The sequence below is a fragment of the Candidatus Thiosymbion oneisti genome (assembly GCF_004359955.1).
Lineage (GTDB): Bacteria > Pseudomonadota > Gammaproteobacteria > Chromatiales > Chromatiaceae > Thiosymbion > Thiosymbion oneisti.
The window spans coordinates 1-22,461 of record NZ_SMSC01000009.1 but is presented as its reverse complement, the minus strand read 5'-3'; the positions used below and the strand labels follow the sequence as shown (position 1 = coordinate 22,461).

The 22,461-nt window shown below is 50.2% G+C and carries 26 protein-coding genes; 8 read left to right on the top strand and 18 right to left on the bottom strand.

All coding sequences use genetic code 11. From position 1 onward, the window contains the following. Positions 1-12 precede the first annotated feature (12 nt). Genes E1958_RS06420 through E1958_RS21910 form a run of 3 tightly spaced genes read left to right on the top strand, consistent with a single transcriptional unit; the run spans position 13 to position 891 of the window. Positions 13-174, top strand: a complete 162-nt coding sequence (locus E1958_RS06420) for a type II toxin-antitoxin system HicB family antitoxin (protein ID WP_133511154.1) — start codon at positions 13-15, stop codon at positions 172-174. A 23-nt stretch (positions 175-197) separates the two neighbouring features. Next, positions 198-578: a pepsin/retropepsin-like aspartic protease family protein gene (locus tag E1958_RS06415; protein ID WP_133511153.1), complete on the top strand. Its 381-nt coding sequence runs from the start codon at positions 198-200 to the stop codon at positions 576-578. A 49-nt stretch (positions 579-627) separates the two neighbouring features. Then, positions 628-891, top strand: coding sequence for a type II toxin-antitoxin system prevent-host-death family antitoxin (locus E1958_RS21910; protein WP_133511254.1), 264 nt, complete (start codon positions 628-630; stop codon positions 889-891). 709 nt (positions 892-1,600) lie between these two features. Here the strand turns inward: E1958_RS21910 and E1958_RS06405 are convergent. Further along, positions 1,601-2,317, bottom strand: a complete 717-nt coding sequence (locus E1958_RS06405; RefSeq protein WP_133511152.1) for a hypothetical protein — start codon at positions 2,315-2,317, stop codon at positions 1,601-1,603. Positions 2,318-3,088: 771 nt separating this feature from the next. On the opposite strand from E1958_RS06405, the gene E1958_RS06400 reads away from it, so the two are divergent. The 3 genes from E1958_RS06400 to E1958_RS06390 all read left to right on the top strand — a co-directional run bounded on the left by E1958_RS06400 (position 3,089) and on the right by E1958_RS06390 (position 4,768). Further along, the gene (locus E1958_RS06400) at positions 3,089-3,871 is read left to right on the top strand and encodes a DUF4351 domain-containing protein (RefSeq protein ID WP_133511150.1); all 783 of its coding nucleotides are present in this window, start codon (positions 3,089-3,091) and stop codon (positions 3,869-3,871) included. A gap of 115 nt (positions 3,872-3,986) precedes the next feature. Next, positions 3,987-4,181 carry a hypothetical protein gene (locus E1958_RS06395; RefSeq protein WP_207787919.1) on the top strand — a complete coding sequence of 65 codons (195 nt, stop codon included), beginning with the start codon at positions 3,987-3,989 and terminating at the stop codon, positions 4,179-4,181. Positions 4,182-4,183: 2 nt separating this feature from the next. After that, positions 4,184-4,768, top strand: coding sequence for a hypothetical protein (locus E1958_RS06390; protein WP_133511149.1), 585 nt, complete (start codon positions 4,184-4,186; stop codon positions 4,766-4,768). Here E1958_RS06390 and E1958_RS06385 read toward each other — a convergent pair. From E1958_RS06385 to E1958_RS06305, 17 genes are all read right to left on the bottom strand, one after another. Further along, entirely contained in the window at positions 4,746-6,050 is a 1,305-nt protein-coding gene (locus tag E1958_RS06385; RefSeq protein WP_133511147.1) for an efflux RND transporter periplasmic adaptor subunit, read from the bottom strand. The two genes, E1958_RS06390 and E1958_RS06385, sit on opposite strands and share 23 nt — an antisense overlap. Before the next feature lie 919 nt (positions 6,051-6,969). Further along, positions 6,970-7,743: a TorD/DmsD family molecular chaperone gene (locus E1958_RS06380; protein WP_133511145.1), complete on the bottom strand. Its 774-nt coding sequence runs from the start codon at positions 7,741-7,743 to the stop codon at positions 6,970-6,972. 313 nt (positions 7,744-8,056) lie between these two features. Then, the gene (locus tag E1958_RS06375) at positions 8,057-8,980 is read right to left on the bottom strand and encodes an ethylbenzene dehydrogenase-related protein (RefSeq protein WP_165742228.1); all 924 of its coding nucleotides are present in this window, start codon (positions 8,978-8,980) and stop codon (positions 8,057-8,059) included. 13 nt (positions 8,981-8,993) lie between these two features. After that, on the bottom strand, positions 8,994-10,121 hold the full coding sequence (locus E1958_RS06370) for a 4Fe-4S dicluster domain-containing protein (protein WP_133511142.1): 1,128 nt from the start codon (positions 10,119-10,121) through the stop codon (positions 8,994-8,996). A 117-nt stretch (positions 10,122-10,238) separates the two neighbouring features. After that, complete coding sequence (locus tag E1958_RS06365) at positions 10,239-10,499, bottom strand: hypothetical protein (RefSeq protein ID WP_133511141.1); 261 nt, start codon at positions 10,497-10,499, stop codon at positions 10,239-10,241. Between the two features lie 99 nt (positions 10,500-10,598). Beyond that, entirely contained in the window at positions 10,599-10,826 is a 228-nt protein-coding gene (locus tag E1958_RS06360) for a hypothetical protein (RefSeq protein ID WP_089729020.1), read from the bottom strand. Further along, positions 10,810-11,085: a BrnT family toxin gene (locus E1958_RS06355; RefSeq protein WP_133511139.1), complete on the bottom strand. Its 276-nt coding sequence runs from the start codon at positions 11,083-11,085 to the stop codon at positions 10,810-10,812. Before E1958_RS06355 ends, E1958_RS06360 begins: the two co-directional genes overlap by 17 nt. Before the next feature lie 145 nt (positions 11,086-11,230). Further along, positions 11,231-11,710, bottom strand: a complete 480-nt coding sequence (locus tag E1958_RS06350; protein ID WP_133511138.1) for a Uma2 family endonuclease — start codon at positions 11,708-11,710, stop codon at positions 11,231-11,233. 409 nt (positions 11,711-12,119) lie between these two features. Next, positions 12,120-12,773: a hypothetical protein gene (locus tag E1958_RS06345; RefSeq protein ID WP_243448561.1), complete on the bottom strand. Its 654-nt coding sequence runs from the start codon at positions 12,771-12,773 to the stop codon at positions 12,120-12,122. Between the two features lie 146 nt (positions 12,774-12,919). Beyond that, on the bottom strand, positions 12,920-13,342 hold the full coding sequence (locus E1958_RS06340; protein WP_133511137.1) for a type II toxin-antitoxin system VapC family toxin: 423 nt from the start codon (positions 13,340-13,342) through the stop codon (positions 12,920-12,922). Beyond that, positions 13,339-13,572: a hypothetical protein gene (locus E1958_RS06335; RefSeq protein ID WP_208108574.1), complete on the bottom strand. Its 234-nt coding sequence runs from the start codon at positions 13,570-13,572 to the stop codon at positions 13,339-13,341. The genes E1958_RS06340 and E1958_RS06335 overlap by 4 nt, the downstream gene beginning before the upstream one ends. A 210-nt stretch (positions 13,573-13,782) precedes the next feature. Next, complete coding sequence (locus E1958_RS06330; RefSeq protein WP_133511135.1) at positions 13,783-14,655, bottom strand: HEPN domain-containing protein; 873 nt, start codon at positions 14,653-14,655, stop codon at positions 13,783-13,785. Positions 14,656-14,714: 59 nt separating this feature from the next. After that, positions 14,715-14,936, bottom strand: a complete 222-nt coding sequence (locus tag E1958_RS06325) for a hypothetical protein (RefSeq protein ID WP_089729008.1) — start codon at positions 14,934-14,936, stop codon at positions 14,715-14,717. A gap of 644 nt (positions 14,937-15,580) precedes the next feature. Further along, positions 15,581-15,817 (bottom strand): YgiT-type zinc finger protein, encoded by a 237-nt coding sequence (locus E1958_RS21905; RefSeq protein ID WP_089723902.1) that lies wholly within the window; start codon positions 15,815-15,817, stop codon positions 15,581-15,583. A 7-nt stretch (positions 15,818-15,824) separates the two neighbouring features. Next, a complete protein-coding gene (locus E1958_RS21900; RefSeq protein WP_165742308.1) occupies positions 15,825-16,046 on the bottom strand; it encodes a DUF4258 domain-containing protein in 222 nt (73 codons plus the stop codon). A gap of 351 nt (positions 16,047-16,397) precedes the next feature. After that, positions 16,398-16,811: a hypothetical protein gene (locus E1958_RS20795; protein ID WP_133511133.1), complete on the bottom strand. Its 414-nt coding sequence runs from the start codon at positions 16,809-16,811 to the stop codon at positions 16,398-16,400. Positions 16,812-17,037: 226 nt separating this feature from the next. Continuing rightward, positions 17,038-19,947, bottom strand: coding sequence for a molybdopterin-dependent oxidoreductase (locus E1958_RS06305; RefSeq protein WP_341765481.1), 2,910 nt, complete (start codon positions 19,945-19,947; stop codon positions 17,038-17,040). Between the two features lie 1,037 nt (positions 19,948-20,984). On the opposite strand from E1958_RS06305, the gene E1958_RS06300 reads away from it, so the two are divergent. After that, on the top strand, positions 20,985-21,581 hold the full coding sequence (locus E1958_RS06300) for a Uma2 family endonuclease (RefSeq protein WP_133511131.1): 597 nt from the start codon (positions 20,985-20,987) through the stop codon (positions 21,579-21,581). Positions 21,582-21,738: 157 nt separating this feature from the next. Then, positions 21,739-22,017, top strand: coding sequence for a hypothetical protein (locus E1958_RS06295; protein WP_133511130.1), 279 nt, complete (start codon positions 21,739-21,741; stop codon positions 22,015-22,017). Positions 22,018-22,461: the final 444 nt, after the last annotated feature.

Sequence of the window (22,461 nt, the reverse complement as noted above, 5' to 3'; positions counted from 1 at the left end):
GCTTGTGCTACTATGAAATACAACATTTCCCTCAAAAAAACAGAGGAGGGCTTCAGTGTCTCCTGCCCCGGTCTCCCCGGTTGCTGGTCGCAAGGGGAAACTGAAGAAGAAGCGCTGGAAAACATCGCCGAGGCCATCAAAGACTATCTCGCCGAATTCAGGAAGCTGCTCTGAGTCTCGGAAAGGGAGGAAAGTAGATGGGTTCAGTCAATGCAAAAGTTGCAATGAGAAATCTCAGAAAATCTGAGCTTGCATCCGTTGAGGTCGATGCACTTGCAGATTCAGGCGCAGTACACTTGTGTATCCCGGAACACATCAGGCTTCAGTTGGAGCTGGAGGAGATTGATAAAAAGGCAGTTATCTTAGCAGATGGAACGTCGAAATTGGTTCCTTATGTAGGGCCTGTCGAGCTTCGGTTTAAGAATCGTATTGGTTTTGCCGGGGCTTTGGTTATGGGAGATCAGGTTTTACTTGGTGCCATCCCAATGGAAGATATGGATTTGGTCATCATCCCTAAGACCCGAGTCTTAGATGTGAATCCAAGTAGTCCGAATATTGCGATATCAATAGCCAAGTAAGAACTTGCCATTTTCCTGCTCATAGCTATAATTATAGTTAAGTACCTTCATACATCAATGTGAGGATGGAGAAGCCATCATCATTACCAAGAATGGAAAACCTTCCGTAGCCTTGATTAATATTGAAGATGAAGCCGACTTAGAAAGTTTAGTACTATCCAGTTCTAAACAGTTTCAACACATCATTGAAGAATCCCGAAGGAGTTTTCAACGTAATGCCATTAAGTTAAGCGTTACCGACGCGGTTTGTGATCGATCGTGCGCTGTTTTTTTCGCCCTCACCCCAACCCCTCTCCCGCCGAGGGTGTCGTAAAAGGTGACGCCCGACGCGGTCTTTCTCGTTCCCACGCGCTGCGTGTGAAGGTGGAAGCTCTGCGCCGCGGAGAGCATCAGGCCGGTGGTATACACGGGAATCAAACCTGCCGGCTGTCCGGCGTTGTTATCCGGTGCGGCCCAGAGGGCGTCTGCTCTGAGCGTTGCCGATAGCTGGTGATGGGGTCTGTAAGCCGTCTGAAAGACGGCGGTCTCAGCCGGACTCGCGTCCCCGGAACCGCCGACATCTTGTCGGCTCCCGGGACTACCGATATTTCGTTGGTCCTTCTGGCTATCGGGTAAAACCTGAATGCCCAGTTGCCGGTCCAAATGGTCATCAGTCAGGCTGAGTTTTCTCGTTCCCAGGCGCTGCGTGGGAACCAGAGACCGGGAGCGGGGCTTTTGCGACACCCTCCCGCCGGGAGAGGGGCTTTGAGGCTTAACTTAATGGCATTGGTTTTCAACGTAGGGTGTCGCAAAACGGTGGCGTCAGCCGCCAGTCTGTGAAGTTTAAACCACAGAGGACACAGAGGACGCAGAGAATTGGCCTGTGCCCTTCTCTGCGTCCTCTGTGTCCTCTGTGGTTCGAAAGGACTTTTGCGACACCCTCCCACCGGGAGAGGGGATCAAACAAGAAACGGGGAGGTCAATGAATCTCCCTACGCTACCACTTAGAAATTTTCCACTACCCCTTTTCGTTATAAATGGCCCTATGGGTTTCGCCCCTGTGCATCAGATCCGAAAAGTCCTCCTTCTTTACTTTTTATATCTAAGTATTCCTCAACTGATATTGGGTTCCAAGAATCACTTGGATCCTGTGTGTTTATAAGATACGTTTCCTTAATTTTACCCGAAGATTTTTTTCTATGCGGCGAGAAGGACCACGATGGCTCTTCCACTTTCATCAAAGAAATCGAGCCAAATAGAATCTTGCATTTCTGGTTTTTTGTTGGGCGGGGAGTAATAAAATTTCCATAGAGTTTTCCTTCGGTGGGTATCCAGAAGATCATATATCCATCATTTCTTTTTCCGGGTTCAGATTCGCCTTCTATTTTCGAAATCAGAGAATATTTCATGTATGCCCTACTGTTACTTACTTCGAGACTTCCTTCTAAGGAAGCATTCCCCAAGGGTTTTTTAGTTGGTCTATCATATATATTTAGGTATGCCTCAATCTTGTAGTCATATTTGAATAAGGGGCGATTCATTTTTGCATGGATAATATAAAGCAGATCAAGATCCGGTTTGGAGTTATCACAAATGAGATCCTCAGCATTCCCCTCATATATCCCATCGAATTCACTGATTTGACTTATGAGCCACATTAGTAATGCAAAAATGATACTTAGAATAATGCCGACAAAAGTCTTAAAAATCTTAGATAAAGCATTCTTTTTAATGTGGGTGAAAATATCCTTAATGGCCATTCTCATTTTCTCCTCTGATCTCAATGCCCTACACGAATACCTTGGATGCCTCAAAACCCGTAGGCTGGGTTGAGGTACGAAACCCAGCTATCCGTGCCGGGTTTCGTACCTCAATCCAGCCTACCCACTCGGTTTCCTTCACACGGCGGTCAGACCGAGAACCTCATGACGTTGGGGTGTGGGAGCCAGAAGTATAACGACGAATCCCGCGAATCGCACAAATCAATTTTCGCGTAGATTCGCGTGATTCGTAGTTTTCCCTTTGGCTCTTTATGGATTCCGGACCGTTTTGGAGTGCGCCGGCAAAGCGGTGCGGTCGAATCGAACCCCGGCGACGGGAGATACCAGCGGCGTTTGCTGGGAACCTGGGTGCCGGGTTCCGCACGCGCCGCGGCGACGGCGCTTTCCCCTGGCCGCAACGCCTTGGTTTGAGACGGATGCATCGCTAAATCCAAGGCGGCGGCGGGTAAGTAGCTCCTGACCAACCCCGCGATTACCTGGGACACCACGGATTCCGGTAGGGACCGAGGTAAAGTTGCCGCCGCACTCCAAAATGTCCGGTGTATCCTTCCATAACCGTGAGCAGCTCGGAATCCATAAAGAGCCAAAATCCATTTTCAGAGCGGGAAATGCAACGTGACGTAACTTAAAAAAACTTAGAAAAAACTAAAAAAGAAACTAAAAAAGGACACCCACTTTGTTTAGGAGTAGGAAAAACCCACAGCCGCCCTATAATGGCAAAGATGTACTGATATCCGGGAACTCGACCAAATGTTAAATAAGCGGCAATATCACACCGGTGGTCCCTTCCGTGCGGACCAGCTGCATTCCGGTGATCCTTACGAGCTCGACGACGGCCATCCCATCGAGTGTCTACCTAGCGGCGGGCGGCACGCCAAGGCAAATCTGAGCGGAGGATTGGCGCTGGAGACCGATCCGGACGTGACAGCGGCCGGCTTCGATACCGGATTCACGCCGGACGAGAAAAACCTGCGCGCCCCCGATATCGCCGTGGGCAATGTCCCGGACGAGCCGGGTTGGGTATCCGGTGCGCCGCCGCTGGCGGTGGAGTATGCCGACGTCGGTCAGGACGAACCGGACCTGCAGGCAAAGATCCGCACCCTGCTCGGGGCGGGGACGCGCTACGTCTGGGTCGTGCGCCTGACCGGAGTGCGCCGGGTCGAGGTGTACGAACCGCACGCTTCCCCCTCCCTGGCGTATCCCGGACAGGAGCTGGAGGCGCCGGGGATCCTCGCCAACCCGGTGCCCGTAGAAGCCCTGTACGACCCCGATGCGGCCCACGAGACCGCGCTGCGAAACCTGCTGCAGCGGCGCGGTTACCCGGACCTGGACGCAGTGCGGGAAGAAGGTCGGGAAGAGGGTAAGCTGGCGATAGTTCTGCACCTGCTCCGACGTGCAGTTGGGCCAATCCCGGAAAACGATAGCCAACGGATCCGCCAGCTCGATCGTGACGGATTGGCCGCGTTGGCCGAGGCCCTTTTGGATTTCCACGCAACAAGCGATCTGGCCGCTTGGCTGAAGCGCCATGTTTAACGCTCGCTGAGGAAACCTCCGCGCCGATCGACTCAGCCTGTCTCGACGGACGTGGATGTGAAAACGGCGTCTAGCACCTCATTTCGCTTGATATTGCGGGTAAGGAGGAAGGTAAATGGATCTAGTCAATGTAAAAGTTGCAATGAAAAATCCCAGAAAATCCGAACTTGGTGCCATCCCAATGGAAGATATGGATTTGGTCATCACCCCTAAGACCCGAGTTTTGGATGTAAATCCAAGTAGTGCGAATATTGCGACATCAATGGCCAAACACCTAATGAGGAACTATGCGCCCGGAGAAGAACCATGAGGATGAGAGCTATTGACCGGTGGGCTTGTATCGCCATTCTAGTGGCTTCTTCGATACAGCCCTCCTTCGCAGCCACCAAGATAGGTGAGTTACTCGACGAGGAGTCGGGAACTGTTTATGAGCTTTACGACAATGAAGATGGAACCTTCACCGTCTGGCAATTTGATCCGGACGGGACAAACTCGATTTGGGAGTTCGGTGGAGAAAGCAATCCTAATCCAGCTGATGGAAGCGGTAGCGGCGCGCCGACACCAGAATCCATTGAAGAATATATAAGAAAACACCACAAGGGAAAGCTCAGCAAAGGTGTACAAACGAATAATCCGCTAACCCTCAAACGCAGCAGTCAGGGGAAAGGTCTGGATCCACGCTGGAATCCAGCGGCAAATGCCAAAGAAGGAGTAGAAAGTTCCGGCGGGCCAAGCAGTAATTCAGGGAGTACTGCGGAATGGCTTAAAAACAAAGCTAAACGAGGGAGCAACAGTGAGCAGGATGATGACAACACTGGAACCAACTCTGAACGTCCCGACATTGGAACGACGGGTTCGATAAGACCTGAGGTTGTTAATCCAGTTCCCGTACAGTGACCATTTTCTCCTGCGTCTGTTCCGCATTTCCCGCTTCAGACATACGCATAAAGCTCGCCTGCAGGCTGGATTCCGAGTCGATCAGGAACTGGCCGGAGACCACGACCGCGTCGCCCTCGTTGAGGCCCGAGAGGATCTCCACCTCGCCGCCTTGGTGCATACCGGTCACCACATCCACCGGCCGGAACCGGCCTGCTCCCAGGGCCAGGACCACGCTCTCGCGTTCGCCGGTGACGATGAGCGCCTCGCTTGGTAGCTTGAGTACATTCTTCCTGGGGCCGCCCTGGATCACGATCTCGGCGAACATATTCGGCTTCAGCAGACGGTCCGGATTGGGAAAGACCAGACGGACACGCAGGGTCCGGGTCTTGGGATCCAGGTCGGGATAGAGATAATCCACGACCCCCTTCCACTGCTTGCCCGGATGGGCCGGCACCCCGATTTCGGCCTTGAGGCCGGGCCGCAGCCAAGCGATCTGGTGCTCGAAGACATCCACCAGGACCCACACCCGACTCAAGTCGGCGATGGTGAACATCTCCGTGTCCTTGGTCACATACATGCCGTCGCGGGCCATCATCCGGGTCACGATGCCGTTGATGGGAGCCAGCACCGGGATCCGGTTCCTGGTCTTCTTGGTATGCTCGATCTCCCGGATGATCGGGTCCGGCACATCCAGCAGCCGCAGCAGGTTGCGCGCCTTGTCTACCTTGACTGCGGCGGTGCTCCGTAGCCGGGGGTCGAGGGCCAGCAGAAAATCCACTTGAGCAGACAGGATATCCGGCGCATAGAGCTGGGCCAGCGCTTGCCCCTTTTTCACCGGCTCTCCCTCCGCGCGCAGATTCAGATCCTCGATCCAGCCCTCGGCCCGCGGATGGACATGGGCCAAGCGTGTCTCGTCATACTCCACCCGGCCCAGGGTGCGCACGGATTTCCACAGGGTCCCGCGCTCCACCTGCGCGGTGCGCACCGCCATATTCCGGATTACTGCGTCGCTCAAGGCCACCTGCGGATGCTTGTCCACCTCCGGCTCCACGGACCGCTCCACCAGATCCATGCCGCAGATAGGACAGGTGCCGGGACTATCCCTGACAATCTGTGGGTGCATCGGGCAGACATATTTGGAGTCCAGGTGCTTGACGGCGTGTTCCAGGGGACTGTCGTCCAACGCCGTTGCCGGGAGCTCGCTCGGCGTTGTGGCCTCATCGCCGCAAGCCGTTACCAACAGCAGCCCGAGACCGACGGCGAAGGGGCGCCCCCTCCCGATCAGGCGAAACAAGACCATGGTTTCCTCCCATACGCAGGGTGACCGGTAGCGAGTGTAGCGAACCGCATCGCAATCGTTTCTTTCCGGGCATGGGATACGTGTTGCGTTACGCCGCGCTCGAGCGCCGTGCTCCCCCAGGCATCTTCTCACGCGGCTAACACAACTACAGTCCGCGCGGGCCAACGGCACAGCGGGCGACCCAGGAGTAGGTTACGTTAAGACGCCGGCACCGGCGCCAAGTCGGGTAGTTGGGCAAAGGACCAGGCTTGTCCCGACGGAGGAGGGAGCCTGACCCGTGCCTAAGAGGCTATCTAGAAATTAAGATACTGATTTTAAAGTATAAAATCTATAAATTTCGCGCTCGTCCCACGCTCCAGCGTGGGAACGCCGTCGTGTCCGCTCCCGCGGACTCAGCTCCTCTGTGCTGATCGGCGTTGACTGTTAGCCTACCGAGGTGCTTAATCGACGCTGGAGCCTGGGGAGCCGGCCGAAATCAATACTTTAGGGTCTAGCAAGGCTTCGCCTTAAGCCCACGAGTGCACAACTCGAGCTTCGTGGCGAAACCCCAATCGGACAGGATTTACAAGATTCTTGTCATTCCTGAATTTCTTACGCCCGATCACGTGCTTATCAAACCAGCAAGCGCTCTTCACAACCAAAAATCCGGTTAATCTTGAAAATCCTGTTAATCCTGTACGATTGGTTAGCGAGGCTTCGCCTTAAGCCCACGAGGCGTGAATTTTTTGTGCAATGCACACAAAACTTGACCCATTTGTAGAGATGCGGTTCGCCGCCGGGCGCGGGACGCGCCCGGTGGTTCACCACATCCTACGCGGGCTGAAGCTATTGCTTTGAGCCGAAGACCTGATATCCGCCGGTTGCACCAGTTGGGGGCATATTGGGTACGGAACCATCCTGTACAGGCGGTAACCAGCGATCAGTCATCTACCATGCCACATTCATAAGGGGTTCCATCCTCAGATAAGGCTTCCATGTCTCTTTCCCGGCAGGGTAAATGGTTGATAGCCACAATGCCGGACCATGTGTTTTGAAGTAATTGGGCCAACTGCCGGTAAATCGGTAAAACAGTAGTTTGCATCAGACGATCGCAAAAAGAGGGCAGCCATTCACCCAGGTGATCAAAACTAAATGCACCCAGTGCTTCATGCGTTATACGCGTTGTCTTGGGTTCTGATGCCATTGCTAACATAACTAATAGAATAACGACAAATTCAAGTTCACCTATCAAATGGTCCGCTTTTTCACCTGTTTTTTGAGAAATGTCAAAGCCGAAAGCCCGATAAAAACCAACAATATCGGATAAAATAGCGCCTTTGTCGCGTCGAATAAAACCGGATTCGTTGATAGGACATGCGACATTACCTTCAAATAAACGATGATATTCCTCTACCCAAGCCTCCAAACTCAAGGTTTGAGCTTGGAGACGAATTTGTTGAAAAGTCTCGGCAAGATGATCCGCCTCAGGTAAATTAGAACATTGTAGTAGTCCCTGAAGATCGGTAACCTCCTTTTCCAGCATTGTTTGCGTTTCAGTCGATGGTAAGCTAAACAGTCGAATGATCAACTGGAGCAAATCGGCTTGTGCAAACAACGAGAGACGGTCTTTTTCTGTCACTACAGGTTCCGGGGAAGAAGGGATTTTATTGAACCACCGGACAGGCTGAGGTGAAGAAGTATTTTGGGTATCCATGGCTAAATTCCGTAATTTCAATCCGGTTCAAAACTTGAATTTGCCGCAAATGAACGCGAATGAACGCAAATGGTTAGCGTTGATTGGCGTCCATTGACAGTAAAAAAATAACTCCTCTGGGCCTACACTGTCTCGCGTGAGGCCCCACAATTGGTCAAAAAACGCATGGTGAACCGCCGCTGAGGGCGAAGCGATTTCGACCTATTTGCGTTGATTTGCGTTCATTTGCGGCAAAAAACAATTCGGAGGAGCCGGCCCCGTCTCGTATGGGGACACGACAACAGGATCATGCAGAATGTGCTGAAATGACGTACTAGGGTAGTTGATAAGCTGTCCAATTAGACCAATGCTTACGTCCACCTCTATTATCCGCGTCACCTTGCCAGACTGCAAAGGCAAGCTGACCTTTTTCACCGGGTTTGAATTGATAGTCGTTGACGTCATCCGTAGTGAGCGGACGAGAGAAAACGACTGTCCAACGACCTTCTTTCCAAATGCCAAGGGCGCTGGTAGCCGATTCCGGTTGTGGTGTCAATGAACCCCATCCTTCGGCCACCAATTCCTGAGCCGGCTGACTACGCTCGAATACAGCACTGGGGTTGCCGGCTTGTTTCGCGATAAACCATTGATGTGAGCGCGGATCTTTAAAGTCTTCCGGCACCCTATGGGGAGGTTTTCCTTCCGCAAACCAGTACAAATCCGACCAGGCGTTGGGATGGACATCCTGTACATCCTGAAAACCTTCGTCCATGTCTTTTTGCCACAGGCCCTTCCAATAAAGAATCTGGACTTTACCGCCACCTTTTTGGCCCATGAAGGGAGAGGCAGTGGGGGTCAGTGGGAATTCTATCGCCACCGCATCGGAAAAACGCTTCACATCCACGTTCTGACTGGGCGAATCATCGGCCCACGAGAGTCGCCATGCGATCGATTTTCCATCAGTCAGTCCTTGAACCCTGAGTTCGGTTACGGAAGCCTCTTCCAAACGTGGCTGAGTCATTTGCTGTGGCAATACAGCAACGTCCAGCGCCGGGGCTTTTTGCCAGGCCGGCGCAAACGGCTCTGTGGGTAACTCTCCAGCCACTTTGCTGACTGAAATGGAGGGCTGTTGCGCAAAAGCCATGCCTGCAATCAGGCTGCACAACAAGATAAGGCCCATCTTACCCAATGGATTTTGATTCCTCATCATGTTCTTCCCCATATGGACTGGCTGATATTTGCGTTTATTCGCGTTCATTTGCGGACAAATCTTAGGTCGTGTTGTGGCGGTAGACATCATAGCGTTTGTCGTGATGATCACGCACATAATGCGGTTCGGTAAAGGGTACACGACTAACTTCCTCGCCTTTGCCATCCCAACCAATCACCTCATCACCTTCGACCTTGAATTTTTCAATGATGAGATCGGTGGAACCAAATAGGAGTAATGCACCTAAGAGTTTTTTGTCATCCGCCAGCTGACGATACAGTGTCTTCGCTGCTTCAACACCTGGTCCGAAAAGCTGTTCCAGGAATCCATCAGGCACATGGATGGGTGGAATATAGTAGACATTCGGACCGGTGCCGAATTGCGGATAGAGTGGCAAGGCCAGTTTGCGTATCTTGACGATGTAATCCAATAGATTATCCTCACGTGGTTCGCCTCGAGCGGTCAGATATCCGTGCGTACGGATTTTTCCGATGCAGGATTCGACGCATAAACTCACTTTACCTTGTTCAATTCGCGGGAAGCAACCGATACACTTTTCGCTGGTGCGACTTATCATGTTGAAGAAGGTCTTTTTATACGGACAGGCCTTGACGCATTCCTGATAGCCACGACACCGTTCCTGGTCGATCAATACAATACCGTCTTCATCGCGTTTATAAATGGCCTGACGCGGGCAGGCAGCGAGACAAGCCGGGTTATCACAATGGTTGCATATCCGGGCCAGATAAAACATCCACATGGGGTGGGCATCCTCGAAATGTTCGCCTTGCCCAACGGTTTTTGAGACATCATCTTCCCCCAGGTTGAGAGCCGAATAGTCCATCGTATCAGGAAGATGGCCATCCGGCGGGTCCAGTAGATGATTGCCTTCGAAAATAGTATCGGTTTTTAAAACCTTGCCTTTCCATTTTGCAGGCCCTCGGCGTTCCAACAATTTCATATCCCACGCCATCGGATAACCACCATAAGGCTTGGTCTCGACATTATTCCAGAAAATGCTCTCCTCCCCTTTACCGCTGGTCCAACCGGTTTTACAGGCAATGGTACAGGTTTGGCAATCTATACATTTGTTGATATCAAATACATAGGCCACTTGCTTTGCCGGGGGAGGGGCATCGTAAGGATACTCCATCTCTCGATTCAGTTGCCAATTGTGACGTTTGGGCATGTTACCAATCTCCTGTTCATCGCCGCGCTAAACGGACCAAGCGTTGCGCGCACGAAATTTTGATTTGAGCCCGAGCGCCGCCGCAACGCTTGGGTCCACCTTGAGCGACTTGTTATGTTAGGCTTTTTGCAATATTCCGAGAATAGCCAAAAAGACTATCTCCATATCTTCCGGTACACGATAAGTATGTAAATCTCTATGGATATTCTTCCCCTTTCTATCCAAAATACCAAAGCGCCAAAGCTCGCCTATGCTCACTGCACCATAAAGCGAACCCGGCAATTCTTTTTCCTCAGCAATCTCTTCCGTCGGATTACTAAAATCAAAATAATCACTGAATGTATACTTTTTCCCTTCTTTGAAAACCAGTTTACCCATATATATGTCTTCCGATATATCGGTCTGGCATATGTAATCTGTACATGAAATTACAGATACTTCTATCCCACGCGGCGGGCGGTCGGCTGGAGCGCCAAGTTAGGCGGCTTTTTGGTATTGCTGGATAATCTTTGACAACGCTCTTAGTGCTTCATTGACCGACTTTGCATCGGGAAACATTTTTGCCACATCAGGCTCAAGCATAATGAGCTTCACCCCTTCGTGATATTGTTTGGCATATTTCCCGCGAACTCCGCCTGTCATCTGAGAAAAGTCATATTCATCACGAAGCTCGTCGTTCAGCTCATCATCATATTCCGTATTCATAAAAATTCTGCTCCCGTTTGGTTGCCTGGCGGGCACTGATGATTCGAATGGTTTCACCACGATATGCATGGGAAATAACCAATATTCTGTTTCCGCTGGAAAGCCCGATAATAACATACCGTTCTTCCTGAACCGAATGTTCGGGATCAGGATATGTTGTGGACAGAGTATCCCCAAATACTGTGGATGCCTCTTCAAAAGAGACACCATGCTTCTTGCTGTTAATATCCGCCTTTTGGGGATTCCACCTAAAATCCATTAAAATCTCTTGGAACGCAAGTTAAACTATCCTTCCTGAACGCCTAACAACCGGTATAAGCCGACGCATACTACGCTTGCATACCGAAACGCGAAAACCATGCCGTAGCCCAATGGCGCAGTATGCGGTCGGCTTGATACACTCGTTAGGCGTCGTGTAATTTTGCTGGAAACTTTGGAACCAATAGAGAATGATTTGATTTTCCAGTCTTGGTAAAAAATTCAAAAGTCCCCTTTTCGCTACACACCCAAACTTCTGCAGCTCCATTGGCAAAATATAGCTTTCTTTTATTTGTCATTTCTCTTTTAGTGTCGGCAGACGACATAATCTCAATGCAGATCTCGGGTGCAATCGAACATTCAACTTCGTTTCTGATTACTTTAAGTCGTTCCTGGGAAGCCCATGCGACATCAGCAACCTTAGTTCCTTTTTTGGTACTTATTGCGCATTCTACCAACACATCTCCATCCGTTAAGTTTGAGTATAATAACCCTGTGATTTTTCCTTGAAACAAGGAATGATATATTTTAACCGGAGTCATTAAAATTTGCCCCTGGTTGTTTAATTCAATTTTGAATGGCAAATTTTGTAATTTCGGGTTATCACATACTTCTTGCCAACTCATGGTATATCACCTGTGTTGAGTTGTTCTGTCGGTTGGTACCGATTGCGCCTAACGGCTTGGCTCAGGCGCCCAATGCCGCGTGGCACTGAGCTTGAAAGTTGCTGAGGAGCCGGACCGCGGCATTTTCCCCGGTCAGCCGATTTCGGCCTTATAGTTTTTTAATCTCCTCGATTGAAAGCCCTGAAGTTTTGGCAATGATCGTTATACTGACTTCTTCTTCCTGAAAGCGTTGTTAATATGACTGAAGTTCCAGGTTAACAGGAACTCCATACCATTTAGGGCCGTAGGCTGGGGTGAGGCACGAACCCCAGCTTCTTCCGGCATACGAGAATGGGGATGCTGGGGTCCGCAAGCTCACCCCAGCCTACGAGCTCGTTATGTAATTTGTCTTTAATTATCTCGTTTTTTATTATGATCTCGATTCGCTTATCTCCGAATTGACAATATGCAAAAGGATGCCCATTATTATACTGAGTTGTTCTAAATAGTATTCTTTGACATCGATATATAATATATCATCCAGTTTCAGAAATCTCCAGTTGCTCCCAGTTGTGACAATGCCGTATATTGCATTAATCTGGTTCCCTTTCTTTTCGTTGAATATCCTGGCTGCTATCATTTCAGCGGCACACTGCGCTAGTCCGGATTTAATATTATCGTTTTTTGCTTCGACAACCGAAATAACGGGAGAGTTTATATAAAGCTGCTCTTTTGAAAGGGAAATGATGTAATCGCAAACACCGTTTAATCCTTTTTCCTTGTCAACGTTGAACTCTACACCCGAGAACAGACTGATTCGATGATTCAATATTTTTCTCAGCTCGATGAGAATGGGTGTAACAATCATCTCGGATCGTGCTTTTTCCGTATGTATCGCAAGAGCTAACGGAATGTTTTCTTTGAGAATTTCATTTAGTGTACCGCTTATTTTTTCTTCCGTGACAATGGGAAAGATATTTGTTTCTTCCTCAGTTTCAAACTGAAACTTTTCCTTTATTTCAATCAGGGTAAAATCACTATACGCCATCTCTGATACCTCTTGTCTATTTTTTAACCTGTTCATAAGGGCATGCGGATCAGATCCTTCCGAACCAAAGTAGCGATGGAACTCGAAATCGCCGGAGTTTACGTGGAACGTCTCTGCGAACGATTCGACAAAGTCAAACGCTTCGTCTGAGCCTGGCTCCTTTCCTACGCGCTATTTTGGTGTTATTTATCTATACTTTTTAACGAAATTTCAAATCCTGCCTGTTCAAAGTGATGATCAGTAGTAAATATTTCGGAAATTCCCATATCCTTTGAAACGATTATACTTGTACAATCAACAAGCCCCCATTCTTTATCTCTCATTCGCTTGAATAGTTCAAATCCCTTGCCTATCAGATTATCATCAATATTGACACAAGTCCATTTCGTTGACTGTTTAATGGCTTCAATCATCTGTATAGCGGTGGGTTTTAGATTGAATCGGCTAAAAGCATTCCCGAATTCGAGGAGAATCGCACTTGTTGTTACATAACCTATCTGTGATTCTTTCAGCTTCTCTTTTATTTCAATTGCTTGAGAGTGAAAAGTATCCCGTCGATTTCCGATAGCAATCAAGGCCGAAGTGTCAACAAAAATAGGCTTCATGATTTCTTGGGCAATCCGTATAAGTAATGATCATGGTTTTTTGCAAAGTCTTCTATACCCGTATCTACTGAAATAGTATTAATGTCTAAATTATCCCATACATCTTCTTCTGCCGATGGTTCTTCCTTAATTTCAACAGGCATACCTTCTTTTATAAGGATGTTTTCCAATTCTTTGATGATATATAACATCCTCTCATTGGGAAGAGTGTCTGGTAATTTGACTGTCAATAGCATTTCTGTCTTACCTTACTTACCATATAGTGGGTTATTAATTCAGCCTAACGGCTTGGCTCAGGGCGCCCAATGCCGCGCGGCACTGAGCTTGAACGTTGCTGAGGAGCCAGATTACGGCATTGGGCCGTTTGCAGCCAAATGTTAGGCAAATGATCTGTGAAAAACGACCCATCAACTGAGCCTGGCCCCTTTATTGTTTGATTTCTACTCATAGCTTGCTATTTTCTCCCTACATAATTTTCCAGTTAAACGCTGTAACTCCTGTACTCGCTCCGCAAGCCAATTAAGCTCTTCTTTTGTGATGGTATAACTTGGTTTATACCGGGCATCCACATAGGCTTTCCGAAGCAACTTGAACCTTTCTTTTTCTTCGTCTGTAGAACGCGGAAATATAGACAAGAACCTTGGCTCTATGCTTGAGACTCTTTGGCCCAATTTCTCTATATCATGAGTACTTGGCTTGTAGCGAGTAAATACCAAAAGAATTGTACCATATAAGCGTTCTGTAGCTTGGTGCAACAAGAATGCCGCCATGCTCAAATATTTTTTGTCTTTTAAACCTTTGTTAAAATTATACTGGTAATCTTCAATAAAGATTTCTGCCTGACCAAACCAATACTCGAAATCCTCTTCAGCTAATTTTTTCCTTTCCTTCTTAGTTATTTCAATTGGCTCTGTCAATTGAAATTTTCCTGAATCATACAGAAGTATTCCTTCTCGCAGGATGTCAATATAAAAGTACTGGCTTTTCCTTAAACGACGATTTATAAACTGGATGTCTTCGGCAATCAGGCTGATTGGGGTTCGGTGGATAGTTTTGGCTAAGCGTTGAGCAAGTTGACTGTTTTGCTCGATTTTGCTGGCTTGGCGAGGTGTTTCAGTTATAACCAAAAGATCGAAGTCACTTTGATAGCGATAAAGTAGGGTTTCCGGGTCGAGGTCTTCTACCCAATCACCACGGGCATAGCTGCCAAATAAAATGAGCATATCGAGATCGATTTCTTCTCGAATGATCTCGATAGCTCTTTGTAATTCCTGCTGTTTTTGCTCAGGCAGGTGTTCAAGGGAGGTTTTCATGCCCTAATGATATCTGGTGTATTTTTGTAAAATTCAATTAGTATTGGTATCGCAGAGAATCATTGATGCGTTTCTCTCCATGCATCCTTGCGGATGGAATCTTGGGTTATATTTCTACCTTTCCACAAGCCGGCCAGGGAGAAAAAATCTTCTTCAGTTTTCAGCGGTATGAGTCTATCTTCAGTCAACTCGACTGAGCTAACGAAGTTTAACGCCGAAAGAAACTCGGAAAGCAACTTAGCCTTTTCTTCGCTTTCCAGCCGAACAACTAACTGAGCCATTTCTTTGTCCTCTGAGAAGGATGTTTCTCGGTTCCGCGCCTAACAGCCAAGCTCAGTCACGCGCACAAAGTGCTTGCAGCAAAACCGATGGCCTTTCTCACGTCGGCTAGAGTGCCATGTTAGGCCATACTTACATTTGATTTGGCAGTAAACGTGGTCTGTCCCTGAAGTATCCCCACAAATCAGCCTCTGGCTCCCACGCTCCAGCGTGGGAGCAAATCCAGACGCTCCAGCGTCATGAAACCTTGGCCGCTGGAGCGGCCACAACGGCATTCCCACGCGGGAGCGTGGGAACGAGCCATGAGGGCATCGTGGCCGCTCATTCGCTCCATAATTCGTTGTTTTAGATTGCAATAATGTGGGGATACCTCAGGGTCTGTCCCCTATTCTCTTGCCTATTCTTCTTTATCTCGTCAAACAGGTCCACTATTCGTCTCGATCGAGCGAAAAATCTGCCTCCGTCCCTCAATCCATCGCTACGAACGCGTAAGCCAGACAAGCTCCTAGAAGCAATGAATTAAGATCTGCGAACAAACAAGATGGGTGTCCTTTTCTCCAAGATGGGTATCCTTTTCTTTTGCCTGAGTTTGATGCGCGGTATTGGGTCGGGCTAAACCATTTATTAGCCGACAGTTTTCATTGTCTTAAGCCATAGCTTGATTGAAATTGACTACTTCAACACTGAGGCACTCTTCTACGGCGTGGCTTTTAGTCAGATATTCATCAAGCGCATCAAGTGTTCTTGCATGAAAGTACCGTTCACCACACTCTAGGCATACTTCCGCTTGAACATTCTCGACAATATATAGCCTTTTGTTTAGCCAATGTTGGCGCTTGACGTTTTTGGGTTTCGTCTTTCCACCGCAAAATTCACAAATCATAGGTTACCTATAGCGCATAAACAGTGATTATGATGAGGTTGCTATTTTCTCGAAACCTGCATATTACATGAATAAGTCTTCCATCTCTTACTGGTCCTTCTATGCGATACCTTGTTCCTCGTTCATCATGGGCCATTTTCTTGTCGATTTTGCCTTTAAGGATCGCGTTTTCAATATCTTTCCTTTCAAGATTATCATCTAGCATTTCCTCCTCCACATGGGATGACATGAAATAGTCACGATCAACTATCCGCTGTTGAATCTTCTTTATGACAGACATCGGAAAACGGGGACAGACACTGAGGTATCCCCACATTATTACAATTTAAAACAACGCGTTATGGAGCGAATGAGCTGCCACGATGCCCTCATGGCTCGTTCCCACGCTCCCGCGTGGGAATGCCGTTGTGGCCGCTCCAGCGGCCAAGGTTTCATGACGCTGGAGCGTCTGGATTTGCTCCCACGCTGGAGCGTGGGAGCCAGAGGCTGATTTGTGGGGATACTTCAGGGTCTGTCCCCTATTCTCCGACCCGAAAGGTGTGAACGCCTGAAATACCTGTTTTCCTTGCATAACATAACCTTAGCATACATTGCTCAAATAACATCCTCCAATTACTGTAACCACCAAGAGTGCCACCCAGTATACGGTGGCAGTAACCAAATATGGTTCGCTTCTCCTCGTGTGTTTCCAGGTTTCCCATCCCTCTACATCGTCATATTTCTCTATCTTTGCCTCGATTTTCCGTAGATATTCGGACGTACTCCGAACTACCTTCAGGACAGCATATGATCGCATTCCCCCTGCACAAACCAAAATGCATGGTATGTAATATGACAAATCTGGCAGGCCTGTTCCTGTAGTTACTAGCCATGACCAAACTACCGCAGTGCCAAACAAGGCATATCTTTCTAAAGATCGGGTTTCTCTCGCCAATTCGAAGATTTCCCCGCGAAGAGATTTGTATTCTTCAATATGAAATTCATTGGTGCCCATTATTTTTTCTCCTACGGCAAGTCACCGTGTTTAGGTGCGTCGAAACGCCTTACATACCACAACTGAGGACACAGAGAGCACAGAGGGTTGGATTCGATAGCGTCCGAGACGCAACCGATTTCCCGCCAATGGATTTCTTTCCATTCTCTGTGTTCTCTGTGTCCTCTGTGGTTCAATACGACGAGAGGGGGGGGCAAAGACGTTGCCCGCCCGACATCAGCTGGGTTTAAACCAGCTCGACGAATTTACCCGCCATGAATTGCTTGAGGACTTGGTTCTCGTAAGTGGGACGTAGGCCCTTGGCGGCGGGGGCCCAGAGTCCCTCGCCATTCATGCCACCATCTTCGGCTTTACTGATGCGGACCAAGGCTTCACGCGGCGCGCCGGTGGGACAATGGACATCCGGCACGAAGCCTTGGGTGATTTTTTGGCCCAGTAAGCCCTTGACGTAGAGAGAATCGGTCATCCAGGTCGGTTTGAGCCAACCGCGGGTACAGCTTTGATGGCTACCACCGCGATAGAGTGATTGATAACCGGTGTCAGGGCTTTTGGCTAATCCGGTGGGATTGGTTTCTTGTCCCCGTACCGAGCTGAAGGTAGCCCCATACATGTTGTGCCACATGCGGGTGATACCACGCGGTGTTCCCGGATAGTAACGGGCCCGGACCAATAGGCGTGCGGTTTTGTAACCTTCCGGATATTTCTGCCAGCCTCGGAAAGGACGATCATGTGGGTCGGCATCGATGTAGACATAGTCACCATCTTCGATGCCTAATCCTTTCGCATCGTCAGGATTGATATCCACATAGGCCTCCGTTACGAAGGGCATCCGCTTGTCACGCCGTAGCATATCGCCAAACGGCCCGAACCAGGCAGCAACAATATCGGTGTCCACAGCGGTCGTGTGGGCGCCGTGACGGTATTTCGGGGTATGGAACACCAAATCGTAGCCATCCCGGCGCAGCGGGTGTGCGCTATTGATTACTTCATCGACGGTCTTGATCACATGCCGGGCTTGCCGTGTATCACCGCTGACATCACTGCCGGGAACGCCATAGTCCTCGGGTGTCTTAGGCCGTAACAAGGGGTGGGCCTTGGCTACGATGACATTGGGCTCGAATCGAGTAGAATCGATCGGCTCCCGGTGTACGACGATATTTTCTCCGCTATCTTTGAATTCGGGTTCTTCCCGATAGAATTCCAACCGCCCGGTCTTGGTGTACCAGGGTTTATTCTCGTTACCCTGTTCCCAAGCACCGACTTTAGGATAGGTGCGGGTTTGGAGGATAGCTGGAATACCCTCGTCGGCAGCTTTCTCCAAGTCTTCGATCTTGTAGCCGCGGGTGGCATTGGAATGATCCAAAACCCGTTGGATATAGGGCCTGGCCTGGCCCTGATCGACAAAATGCCAATAATCCTTATGGCGTGAATCATCGGTGAGTTTACCGATCGCACTACAGACGCCGGCAGCGACTTCCAAATCGGAGCGGGTATCATGAATCCGTGGCAAGGGCGTTGCCGGGAAGGTGTATAAAAACGGATTGGTGACGCTGATGGTCATGTCGGGATATTTCAATTCCGCCCAACTGTCTACCGCGAATACAATGTCCGAATATTCGCAGCTGGCGGTCCACCACCATTCATTTTGGGCAATGAATTCTACCCGCGACAAGGTGTTGATCACGAAATCATAATGGCCCTTTACATTACCGATCAACGAATTGGAATTGCTGACATGAAAGGCCTTGGTCGGCGTAGGGATATGGGTTTTGCCGGTCAGAACTTCCTTGCCCATGCGCAGAATGGTGTCGCCGTGATTGAAGTAATGGACGCTTTCCGCTTTCCAGCGTTTCCGCAATTTGGCCGGTTTGCTCGGATCCAATTCCGGATTAAAGGGGTCCTCACCGATATATTGCGCCAGGCCATTGAAGAAGCTGGCGCGGTAGTTACCTGCATAGCTACCCACATTACCGCCGATTTTGCCTATATTCTGCGTCAAGGCAGCGACTAAGAATATATTTCGGTCCTTAAGGTCGTTATTGAAGAATTGGTTGGGGCCCATGCCGACCGTAAAGAGGGTACGTGATTGATTGGCTGCAATCTGGCGGGCCAGGCCGCGAATGGCGGCTGCCGGGGCCCAAGTCAATTTGGCGACGTCTTCCGGCGTGTAGCTACCGTCGAGCATTTCTTTGGTGACATCGAACACGGTGCGACATGGCACCGTTTCGCCGGAGGCCAAGGGTACGGCAAATTCACCGGTTAGTTGAGGATTGCCGGAGAAATGTTTGCCGATTTGATCGTGATTCATGGCGACCGGTTTGTTTTCAACCGCATCCCAATAGACGAAATCGCCCCAGTCGGCTCGTTGTTTTTCATTCAATACCGGGCCCTGTTGCTGGTGGATGGACGGGCCTTTGTCACCGGTTGGGACGACCAGGGTATTGTTCTCCAGCTGAGCCAATCGATAGTCTTTGAAGACATCACCGGCACGCAGCATTTCGCCGTTGTCCATCCGTACCAATAGGGGTAAGTCGGTATTGGCTTTGACATAACCGGCATCATAGAGGTTCTCACTCATCAGCACCTGGGCGATACCCAATGCCAAGGCCGGGGTGGTACCGGGACGAACGACCAGCACTTCGTCGGCTTTACCGGCGGTAGCACTGTATTCCGCGGCAATGACGACCACTTTGGTTCCCTTCATTCTGGCTTCCGTCAGCCAGTGAGAATCCGGCATTTTGGTGGTAATCCAATTCATACCCCAGACGATGAGTAAATCGGCGTGTTCCGCATTACAGAGATCGAAATCGACCGTTTGTTGGCCCGTTACCATCGGATGGCCCGGCGGTAAATCGGTGTGCCAACTATAATTGTCAAACCCACGGCCACCCAAGGAATCCGTGCCTTTACCGCGAATCTTGTCGTCTAACAGGGCTATCGCATTCGCTGCGCGGTATTGAGCAAATACGCGGGTCATGCCGAGCGGGGGCATGCCGCCGCGGAATTTCAGGGTCTGGGTACCGGCCCCTTGGGTCGCTTCGACCATCAGCGGATCATAGCCTTGGGCCAATAGCTTCTTTTTGCCTGCTTCCCCGCTATAGGTTTGGGCGATATTGATCAGGGCGCCGGCAGCCAATTCAAAGGCTTCGTCCCAGGAAGCGCGTACCCATGAATCGCGTCCCCGTTGGAGGTATTTTTGTGCGACCGCGCCGGTTTGGGGATCACGCGGAAAACCGGCCTCGACCCAATCTTTGAAGCCTTTGCGAATCATGGGCCGTTTGCAACGGCGATCCCCGTAAAAACGCCGGACCAGGGCCAAACCTTTTTGACAGCAACGCGGGTCCCAACGTCGTGTGGATTGATTGCCGTCCAAATCTTTGGCTTTGTGGTAGCCGTAGGTGGGCGCGATGCGGGTGACGACGCCGTTTTTGACATAACCACGTAATAGACAATTGTGGGTATCGTTGGGAGCGCAAAGGAAGGTGAACGAGGAATCGTAATGATGCAGGTCCCGATAGGTTTTCTCCCAGCCCCGGTTGGGATAGTTGGAGAGTGGATTGTCGATTGCCACCGGTGTCAACAGCTGAGTCGCAGAAATGACCTGTTGCGAAATGGCAGCCGTACCTACGCCCGTGGCAGCCATCTGAAACAGGAAGCGGCGGCGAGAGATATCGATAGGTTGGCTTTGGTCATTCTCTGACATCATCGCACTCCGAAGTAAATTGCTGAAAATAGGGCCTTCGTCAACGGCGTGCTTGAATAATCAAGGGGTTAAAATCGCTCGATTGATCAAAGATACCTAATCTTTCAAACCTTATATTTGAATTAAGGATATTATAATAATGCAAACTACTGTTGAAGACGATTTGACCTTGATCAATTTCTCTCCATAAAGAGGTGGACAGGCGCTGCGATACCGTCATGAAACATTGGCCGCCGGAGTGGCCACAATTGCGTTCCCACGCTGGAGAGACTGTGAAAGAATTCGCCTTTCCGATCCAGGAATACTTTCACACTCTCCGGAGCGTAGGAACCCAAACAACTTGTTGTTTTAGATCACAATACCGTATTCTCTTCAAGAAGTAGCATGAGCCGAGAAACCAAAGGGTACACCTATGTCACTGGACAGACAGCCGGGTGAATAATCGACCGCATTGCGCAGAGACCGAAACCATGCTGCAACCAGCACCAGCACATCGACCAACCCTCTACGAGGCCCTGGAGGCCCTGCCCGAGGGGGTGACCGGGGAGATCCTGAATGGCCAACTCCACACCCAACCGCGGCCCGCAATCTCGCATGCTCACGTTGCGCTCAATCTTGCTATTGGGATCGGTGGTCCTTACGGCAAGGGGATTGGTGGCCCTGGCGGTTGGTGGATCTTCCCCGAACCCGAGGTGCACTTCGGACGCGATGTCGAGGTGGCCGTGCCGGATCTGGCCGGCTGGCGCCGGGAGCGCATGCCGATACTTCCCACGGGCCACCGGGTCGAGGTGGTTCCTGATTGGGTCTGCGAGATCCTCTCTCTATCCACCGAACGGAAGGATCGTCAAGACAAGATGCCACTGTATGCACGCTATGGTGTGCGGTATGCGTGGCTGACTGATCCGGTCAAGCATATGCTGGAGGTATACCAACTCGAGGCTGGTGCCTGGGTTGAAATTGGTCGCTTCGCCGAGGCCGGCCAAGTTACCGCTCCACCATTCGAGGCGGTGTCTATCGTACTGGAAGACTTGTGGTTGCCGCAGCAATTGCGGCTTGTCGAACGTTAAGACTGATGAGCGCGCCGACGGCTTGGTGGCCGTTCTCAATAAGCGCGGGCATAGCTCCGCCTGCACCGCGGAGCGATCATCCACTTCGGGCGTAGGCGGTCTCGTCGTGGCGGCACTAAAGCTATTGCCTTGAGCCGAAAGACCAAAGGGTACACCTATGTCAACTGCAGCTGCCGACATCACGAATCTTGCTACCGAAGACATCCAATTCATCAAGGAGCACCTGGGGGAGTGGCTCGCCGAGCAGTCGTTGGGCAAGCCACCGGCGGTCTATGAAATCGAGCTGCGGGAGCAGATGGATAAGCGCTTCGAGGCCGTCGACAGGCGTTTCGAGATGCTGACCCAGCGTATGGATTCGTTCATGCTCTGGTTGTATGCCATCACCCTGACCGTCGGCGGTCTCATCACCGTGGCGGCACTCAAGCTATTGCCCTGAGCCGAAGGTTCGAACCCTCCCCCCGCCCTAAGAGGCTGTCTAAAAACTAACCCATTGATGTTGCTTGGTATGGAATGACTAATCCGATCGCAATCAAGCCCTTGATCCCCCCTCTCCCCAAGCCCCCTCGCTACGCTCGGGGCAGGCTCTCTCCCCCAGGGGGCGAGGGAGCCAACCGGGCAAGTTCTTAAGACAGTCTCTTAACCTTTTGGGTCAGCCCCGCTTTTGCGACACCCTCCGCCGGGCAGGAGACTCGCCCAAATCTCCGGGAAAATGATCTGCCGCAACATCAGAATAGGGTAATATTTTAAAATATCTACCCCAATTGCGGGCCAGAGGTGTGGCTGAGCCGATCCTGATTCCAGGTCTGGGGTAGATGGCACGAGAAGTGCATATAGATTCCCAATGAACATCTGTAGTCTCGTCGTCCGGACTCGCCCCGAT